The following is an 8,077-nucleotide window of genomic DNA, read 5'->3' on the forward strand; positions in this document are numbered from 1 at the left end:
ACAACCGGTTTCTCCCTGCCGTGCGCCCTTCTCGCGTCCCCTGCGCGATCCCGCCTGCGGCCCCTACGCCTCAGTCTCCCCCCGGATCACGGCCAGCACGCCGTCCAGCTCGTCGGGTTTCACAAGAACGTCACGTGCCTTGGAGCCCTCGCTCGGCCCCACGATGCCCCGCGACTCCATCAGGTCCATGAGTCGCCCGGCCTTGGCGAAGCCGACGCGCAGCTTGCGCTGGAGCATCGAGGTCGAGCCGAACTGGGTGGAGACGACCAGCTCGGCCGCCTGGCACAGCAGGTCGAGGTCGTCGCCGATCTCCTCGTCGATCTCCTTCTTCTGCTTGGTGCCCACGGTGACGTCGTCCCGGAAGACCGGCGCCATCTGGTCCTTGCAGTGCTGCACGATCGCCGCGACCTCGTCCTCGGTCACGAACGCGCCCTGCATACGGGTCGGCTTGTTCGCCCCCATCGGCAGGAACAGCCCGTCGCCCTTGCCGATCAGCTTCTCGGCACCGGGCTGGTCGAGGATGACGCGGGAGTCGGCGAGCGAGGAGGTGGCGAAGGCGAGCCGGGAGGGCACGTTCGCCTTGATCAGACCGGTGACGACGTCCACGGACGGCCGCTGCGTGGCGAGCACCAGGTGGATGCCGGCCGCGCGCGCCAGCTGCGTGATCCGCACGATCGCGTCCTCGACGTCGCGCGGCGCGACCATCATCAGGTCGGCCAGCTCGTCCACGATCACCAGCAGGTACGGGTACGGCGACAGCTCGCGTTCGCTGCCCTCGGGCAGCTTGACCTTGCCGTTGCGGATGGCCTCGTTGAAGTCGTCGATGTGCCGGTAGCCGAAAGCGGCCAGGTCGTCGTAGCGCAGGTCCATCTCGCGCACGACCCACTGCAGTGCCTCGGCGGCCCGCTTGGGGTTGGTGATGATCGGCGTGATCAGGTGCGGGATGCCCTCGTAGGCCGTCAGCTCGACGCGCTTGGGGTCGACGAGGACCATCCGGACGTCCTCGGGGGTCGCACGGACCATGACCGAGGTGATCAGACAGTTGATGCACGACGACTTGCCGGAGCCGGTCGCACCCGCGACGAGCACGTGCGGCATCTTCGCCAGATTGGCCATCACATAGCCGCCCTCGACGTCCTTGCCGAGCGCGACCAGCATCGGATGGTCGTCCTCGGCCGCGTCCGCGAGACGCAGCACGTCGCCCAGATTGACCATCTCGCGGTCGGTGTTGGGGATCTCGATGCCGACGGCCGACTTGCCGGGGATCGGGCTGATGATCCGTACGTCCGGGCTGGCGACGGCGTAGGCGATGTTCTTGGTCAGCGCGGTGATCCGCTCGACCTTCACCGCCGGGCCCAGCTCGACCTCGTACCGGGTGACCGTCGGCCCGCGGGTGAAGCCGGTGACGGCCGCGTCGACCTTGAACTCCGAGAACACGTTCGACAGGGAGGCCACTATGGCGTCGTTGGCGGCGCTGCGGGTCTTGCCGGGGCCGCCCCGCTCCAGCAGGTCGAGCGAGGGCAGGGAGTAGGTGATGTCGCCGGAGAGCTGCAGCTGCTCGGCGCGCGGCGGCAGCTCGCGGTGCTCCTCGGGGGCCTGCTTGGTCAGGTCGGGCACCACGGTGTCCTGCCGGGCGCCCTTGGGCGGCTTGGCGGCCGGCGGCTCCTGCCGGGCCGGCTTGCTGCGCGCGGCCGGGACGGGAGTGGTCTCCTCCCGGTCGCCCGCGCTCACGCCCTGGGTGAGGTCGGCGACGACCGGCGAGGGCGGCATGCCGTGCAGCACCGCTCCGTCGAGCGCGGCGGCGGCCGCAGCGGCCACGTCCACGGCGTCCATCGGCCGGTTCGGGTCGGGCTGCCGCATCGCGGAGCGCCTCGGCCGGCGCCGGGTGAGGGCCTCCTGCTCGGCGCCCTCCGGGTCGTACGGCTCGGGGGCGGAGCCGCGCCCGCGGGAGCGCGCGGGCAGCGCGTCGCGCCACTGCTCGTCGTAGCGGGTGTCGTCCTCGCCGTACTCGGCGCCGTCCTCGTCGTCGGCGATGATGCCCAGCTTCTGCCCGAGCAGCCGCAGCCGCTGCGGGATCGCGTTGACCGGTGTCGCGGTGACGACGAGCAGTCCGAAGACGGTGAGCAGCACGAGCATCGCCACGGCCAGCGCCTCGCCCATGGTGTAGGTCAGCGGGGTGGCCGTGCCCCAGCCGATGAGCCCCCCGGCGTCCCTTATCGCCTGCATCCCGGCGCTGCGCGCGGGCGAGCCGCACGCGAGGTGGACCTGGCCGAGGATGCCGATGACGAGCGCGGACAGGCCGATGACGATGCGGCCGTTGGCGTCGGGCTTCTCGGGATGCCGGATGAACCGCACGGCGATGACCGCGAGCAGTATCGGCACGAGCAGGTCGAGACGGCCGAAGGCGCCGGTCACGAGCATCTCGACGAGATCGCCGACCGGCCCGCGCAGGTTGGACCAGGTACCGGCGGCGACGATCAGGCTGAGGGCGAGCATCAGGAGCGCGACGCCGTCCTTACGGTGCGCCGGGTCGAGACCCTTCGCGCCCTGCCCTATGCCGCGGAAGACGGCGCCGACGGCGTGCGCGGCACCGAGCCAGACGGCGCGTACGAGTCTGTACACGCCTCCGGTGGGACTGGGCGCCGGCTTCGGAGGGGCCGTCTTCTTCGCCGCCGCCCTCTTGGCGGGTGCCTTCCGGGCGGCGGCTTTCTTCGCGGGGGCCTTCTTCGCCGGAGCCTTCGTCGGAGCGGCCGCCTTCTTCGCGGGCGGCTTCTTCGCTGCGGACTGACGTGAGGCCATGAGTGTGAGGTTACCGGTGGAGACCACGGCCGACACGTGTGCCTCCTGCTTCACCCGTTCGTGTCGCGACGTCCGAGCTCCGAAACTGACGTGGTGTGACAGTCCCTCAGCCGCACGGCGGCCGGACGCAAACGGGCGCGGCCCGAGGTCACTTGTCCGACCCCGCCCGCGCCCAGGAACACACCCGGGAACCCGCTCAGTTCTGCGACGGCAGGGACGGCGGACCGCCCGTGCCCGGCTCCAGCGCGTCCAGCGCCCGGCGCAGGCCCGTCAGTTTGCGTTCGAGATGGGCGGCGGTGGCCACGGCCGCGGCGTCCGCCGAGTCGTCGTCGAGCTGTTTGGACAGCGCCTCCGCCTGCTCCTCGACGGCCGCGAGCCGCGCGGACAGCTCGGCGAGAATGCCGCCGGAAGGCTCCTTGGAACCACCCGCGTTGCCCTTGCCGCCACCCTCCAACTGAAGCCGCAGCAGCGCCGCCTGCTCCCTGAGCTGGCAGTTCTTCATGTACAGCTCGACGAACACCGAGACCTTGGCACGCAGCACCCAGGGATCGAACGGTTTCGAGATGTAGTCGACCGCACCCGCCGCATACCCACGGAACGTGTGGTGCGGGCCGTGGTTGATGGCGGTCAGGAAGATGATCGGGATGTCCCGGGTCCGTTCACGCCGCTTGATGTGCGCGGCCGTCTCGAAACCGTCCATTCCCGGCATCTGGACATCCAGCAGGATGACCGCGAAGTCGTCCGTCAACAGCGCCTTGAGCGCTTCCTCCCCGGACGATGCCCGCACCAGTGTCTGATCGAGCGCGGAGAGGATGGCCTCCAGCGCCAACAGATTCTCCGGCCGGTCATCGACCAGGAGGATCTTGGCCTTCTGCACCATGGCCCGTCCTCCTCGCCCCGGCTTGGGGCCTCCCCTGTCCGCAGGACTCGGCGCGACACCGGTCGGTGTCACCCCAGGGGACGACTCCCTCGCGCCACCCGTCCTTGTGCCGGTCATCGTAGCCGCACCCCGCCCGTCGCCACACCCTGTCACCGTGATGTCACTGTGCTCGTAGCAGAAACGCAAGCGGGGACCAGAAGGTTCCCCGAATCCCGCGTTTCTACACGGCTTCGGCCACACTCAGTCAACAACTCCGGGCGCCTCTCGACGGATTGTGACCACGAGCCGTATCTCCTGTCACTCACTCCGCATCCACTGCTCCATGACGGCCAGCAGATGATCCGGGTCGACGGGCTTCGTCACGTAGTCCGAGGCCCCCGAGTCGATCGCCTTCTCCCGGTCGCCCTTCATCGCCTTGGCCGTCAGCGCGATGATCGGCAGTCCGGCGAACTGCGGCATCCTGCGGATCGCCGTGGTCGTCGCGTACCCGTCCATCTCCGGCATCATGATGTCCATCAGGACGACCGTCACGTCGTCGTGCTGTTCCAGGACCTCGATGCCCTCACGGCCGTTCTCCGCGTACAGCACCGACAGACCGTGCTGCTCCAGGACACTGGTGAGCGCGAAGACGTTGCGGATGTCGTCGTCGACGATGAGCACCTTCTCGCCGTCGAAGCGGACCGTCCGGCGCGGCTGCGCCGCCGCCTCCTGCGCCCAGTGCTCCTGCGGCTGCCCGTTGCCCTGCTGGACCAGGTCGGAGCCTGAGTTCGCCGGCACGGACCTGCGGCGCCGGCGGAAAAGCGCCGCGGCCCCGTTCTGGGTCTCGCGGTACGACTTCACCTCCGCCGGTGTCTCGCTGCGGCTGCGTTCGGCCAGCTCGTTCTCGGAGGCCAGCAGCTCCCCCGCCTCCAGCGCGGCCGGGGCGGCGTGCGCGTAGCCCTGCGGGGGCAGTTCGCTCGGGTGCAGCGGCAGGTACAGGGTGAAGGTGGAACCGCGGCCCGGCTCGCTCTGCGCATGGATCTCGCCGCCCAGCAGCCGGGCGATCTCCCGCGAGATGGACAGTCCGAGGCCCGTACCGCCGTACTTGCGGCTCGTGGTGCCGTCCGCCTGCTTGAACGCCTCGAAGATGACCCTCATCTTGCTGGCCGCGATCCCGATGCCGGTGTCCGTCACCGAGAACGCGATCATGTCGGCGTCCGCGTCCCGCAGCGAGCCCGCCTCCAGCAGCTGTTCCTTGATGGCCACCGGCGCATCCGCGCCGGCCGGCCGGATCACCAGCTCCACGGCGCCCGAGTCGGTGAACTTCACCGCGTTGGACAACAGGTTCCGCAGCACCTGCAACAGGCGCTGTTCGTCCGTGTGCAGCGTGGCGGGCAGCTCCGGCGAGACCCGTACCGAGAAGTCGAGGCCCTTCTCCGCCGTCAGCGGCCGGAAGGTGGCCTCCACGTAGTCGACGAGCTGGACGAGGGCGATACGGGTCGGCGACACGTCCATCTTGCCCGCCTCGACCTTCGACAGGTCCAGGATGTCATTGATCAGCTGGAGCAGGTCCGAGCCCGCCCCGTGGATCGTCTCGGCGAACTCGACCTGCTTGGGCGTCAGGTTCGACTCGGCGTTGTCCGCGAGCAGCTTGGCGAGGATCAGCAGCGAGTTGAGCGGGGTACGCAGCTCGTGCGACATGTTCGCCAGGAACTCGCTCTTGTAGCGCATGGACACCGCGAGCTGCTCGGCGCGCTCCTCCAGGACCTGCCGCGCCTCCTCGATCTCGGTGTTCTTGACCTCGATGTCGCGGTTCTGCCGGGCCAGCAGCTCGGCCTTCTCCTCCAGCTCGGCGTTGGACGCCTGGAGGGCCTCCTGCCGGTTCTCCAACTCGTCGGACCGCTCGCGCAGTTGCTCGGTCAGCTCCTGCGACTGCTTCAGCAGCACCTCGGTCTTGGTGTTGACGGAGATGGTGTTGACGCTGGTCGCGATCATCTCCGCGATCTGGTTCAGGAAGTCCTTCTGGATCTGCGTGAACGGCGTGAACGAAGCCAGCTCGATCACACCGAGCACGGTTCCCTCGAAAAGCACCGGAAGCACGATGACCTGCGCCGGCGGTGCCTCACCGAGCCCGGATGAGATCTTCAGATAACCGCTCGGGGCGTTCTCCACCAGGATCGTGCGCTTCTCCTTCGCGGCCGTCCCGACCAGCGCCTCCCCCGGCCGGAACGACGCCGGCATGGACCCCATGGAGTAGCCGTACGAGCCCAGCATGCGCAGCTCGTACTGGTCGTCGTTGTCCGGGGCGAGGTCCTTGCCGTCGAGGAACGGCAGCGCGAGGAAGAACGCGCCGTGCTGCGCGGACACCACCGGCGTCAGCTCGCTCATGATCAGCGAGGCCACGTCGTCGAGGTCCCGGCGGCCCTGCATCAGGGCGGAGATCCGGGCCAGGTTGCCCTTGAGCCAGTCCTGCTCCTGGTTGGCGATCGTGGTGTCGCGCAGGTTGGCGATCATCTTGTTGATGTAGTCCTGCAGCTCCTTGATCTCGCCGGACGCGTCGACGTCGATCTTGAGATTCAGGTCGCCCCGGGTCACCGCCGTGGCCACCCGCGCGATGGCGCGCACTTGCCGGGTCAGGTTCCCGGCCATCTCGTTCACCGACTCGGTGAGGTCCCGCCAGGTGCCGTCGACGTCCCGCACCCGCGCGAGACCGCCCAGCTGCCCCTCGGTGCCCACCTCGCGGGCCACCCGGGTGACCTCCTCGGCGAAGGACGACAGCTGGTCGACCATCGTGTTGATGGTGGTCTTCAGCTCCAGGATCTCGCCGCGGGCGTCGATGTCGATCTTCTTGGTCAGGTCGCCCTTGGCGATGGCGGTCGTCACCATCGCGATGTTGCGGACCTGTCCGGTCAGGTTGGACGCCATCGAGTTCACGGACTCGGTGAGGTCCTTCCACGTGCCCGCCACACCGGGTACGTGCGCCTGACCGCCCAGGATGCCGTCCGTGCCCACCTCACGGGCCACCTTGGTGACCTGGTCGGCGAACGAACTGAGCGTCTTCACCATGCTGTTGAAGGTGTCTGCCAGCTCCGCGACCTCACCGGCCGCCTCGATCGTCACCGTGCGGGTCAGGTCGCCGTTGGCGACGGCGGCCGCGACCTGGGAGATGTTCCGCACCTGCATGGTGAGGTTCTTGGCCATCAGGTTGACGTTGCCGCTGAGGTCCTTCCAGATGCCCGTGATGCCCGGCACGTGCGCCTGGCCGCCCAGGATGCCCTCGGTGCCCACCTCACGGGCCACCCGGGTCACCTGCTCGGCGAAGGACGACAGCTGGTCCACCATCGTGTTCACGGTGGTGACGAGTTCGAGGATCTCACCCTTGGCGTCGACGGTGATCTTCTTCGACAGATCGCCCTTGGCGACCGCGGTCGTGACCTCGGCGATCTGGCGCACCTGGATCGTCAGGTTGTTCGCCATGAAGTTCACCGACTGCGTGAGGTCCTTCCAGGTGCCGGAGACGCCCTGCACCTCGGCCTGACCGCCGAGCTGGCCCTCCGTACCCACCTCACGGGCGACCCGGGTGACCTCCTCCGCGAACGACGACAGCTGGTCCACCATCGTGTTCAGCGTGTTCTTCAGCTCCAGGATCTCGCCGCGCGCGTCCACGGTGATCTTCTGGGACAGGTCGCCGCGGGCCACCGCCGTGGCGACCTGCGCGATGTTGCGGACCTGGCCGGTCAGGTTGCCGGCCATGCCGTTCACCGACTCGGTGAGGTCCCGCCACACACCGGCGACGCCGGGCACCTGCGCCTGACCGCCGAGCCGGCCCTCCGTACCCACGTCCCGGGCCACCCGGGTCACCTGGTCGGCGAAGGAGGAGAGCTGGTCGACCATCGTGTTGATGGTGTTCTTCAGCTCCAGGATCTCGCCGCGCGCATCCACGTCGATCTTCTGGGACAGGTCGCCCCGCGCCACCGCCGTCGTCACCTGCGCGATGTTGCGCACCTGCGAGGTCAGGTTGCCGGCCATCGAGTTGACGGAGTCGGTGAGTTCCTTCCACGTACCCGACACACCGTCCACTCGGGCCTGACCGCCGAGCCGGCCCTCCGTACCCACGTCCCGGGCCATCCGCGTCACCTGGTCGGCGAAGCTCGACAGCTGGTCCACCATCGTGTTCACGGTGTTCTTCAGTTCGAGCATCTCGCCCGCGACATCGACGGTGACCTTCTGCGAGAGGTCGCCGTTGGCCACGGCCGTCGTCACCGCCGCGATGTTCCTCACCTGCCCGGTGAGATTCCGGAACGCCGTGTTGACGGAGTCCGTCAGGTCCTTCCACGTCCCGGCCGCGCCCGGCACCTGCGCCTGACCGCCCAGCCGGCCCTCGGCACCCACCTCGTTCGCCACCCGCGTGACCTCGTC

The 8,077-nt window shown here is 68.9% G+C and carries 4 protein-coding genes; 1 reads left to right on the forward strand and 3 read right to left on the reverse strand.

Annotated features, from left to right (window positions below; all coding sequences use genetic code 11):
• Positions 1–63: 63 nt before the first annotated feature.
• Positions 64–2,622 (reverse strand): DNA translocase FtsK 4TM domain-containing protein, encoded by a 2,559-nt coding sequence (locus ACFU5F_RS29620; protein ID WP_383893653.1) that lies wholly within the window; start codon positions 2,620–2,622, stop codon positions 64–66.
• A gap of 7 nt (positions 2,623–2,629) precedes the next feature.
• On the opposite strand from ACFU5F_RS29620, the gene ACFU5F_RS29625 reads away from it, so the two are divergent.
• Positions 2,630–2,788, forward strand: coding sequence for a hypothetical protein (locus ACFU5F_RS29625; RefSeq protein WP_383893657.1), 159 nt, complete (start codon positions 2,630–2,632; stop codon positions 2,786–2,788).
• 207 nt (positions 2,789–2,995) lie between these two features.
• Here ACFU5F_RS29625 and ACFU5F_RS29630 read toward each other — a convergent pair whose 3' ends face one another.
• On the reverse strand, positions 2,996–3,679 hold the full coding sequence (locus tag ACFU5F_RS29630; protein ID WP_383893660.1) for a two-component system response regulator: 684 nt from the start codon (positions 3,677–3,679) through the stop codon (positions 2,996–2,998).
• 297 nt (positions 3,680–3,976) lie between these two features.
• A partial coding sequence (locus tag ACFU5F_RS29635) for a HAMP domain-containing protein (RefSeq protein ID WP_383893663.1) occupies positions 3,977–8,077 on the reverse strand: 4,101 nt, incomplete at its 5' end.

Source organism: Streptomyces sp. NPDC057438 (genome assembly GCF_042802995.1).
In the GTDB taxonomy this organism is placed as follows: Bacteria; Actinomycetota; Actinomycetes; order Streptomycetales; family Streptomycetaceae; genus Streptomyces.

Excerpts from the sequence above, each read along its gene's own strand:
- ACFU5F_RS29630 (WP_383893660.1), bottom strand. The coding sequence starts at position 3,679 with ATGGTGCAGAAGGCCAAGATCCTCCTGGTCGATGACCGGCCGGAGAAT.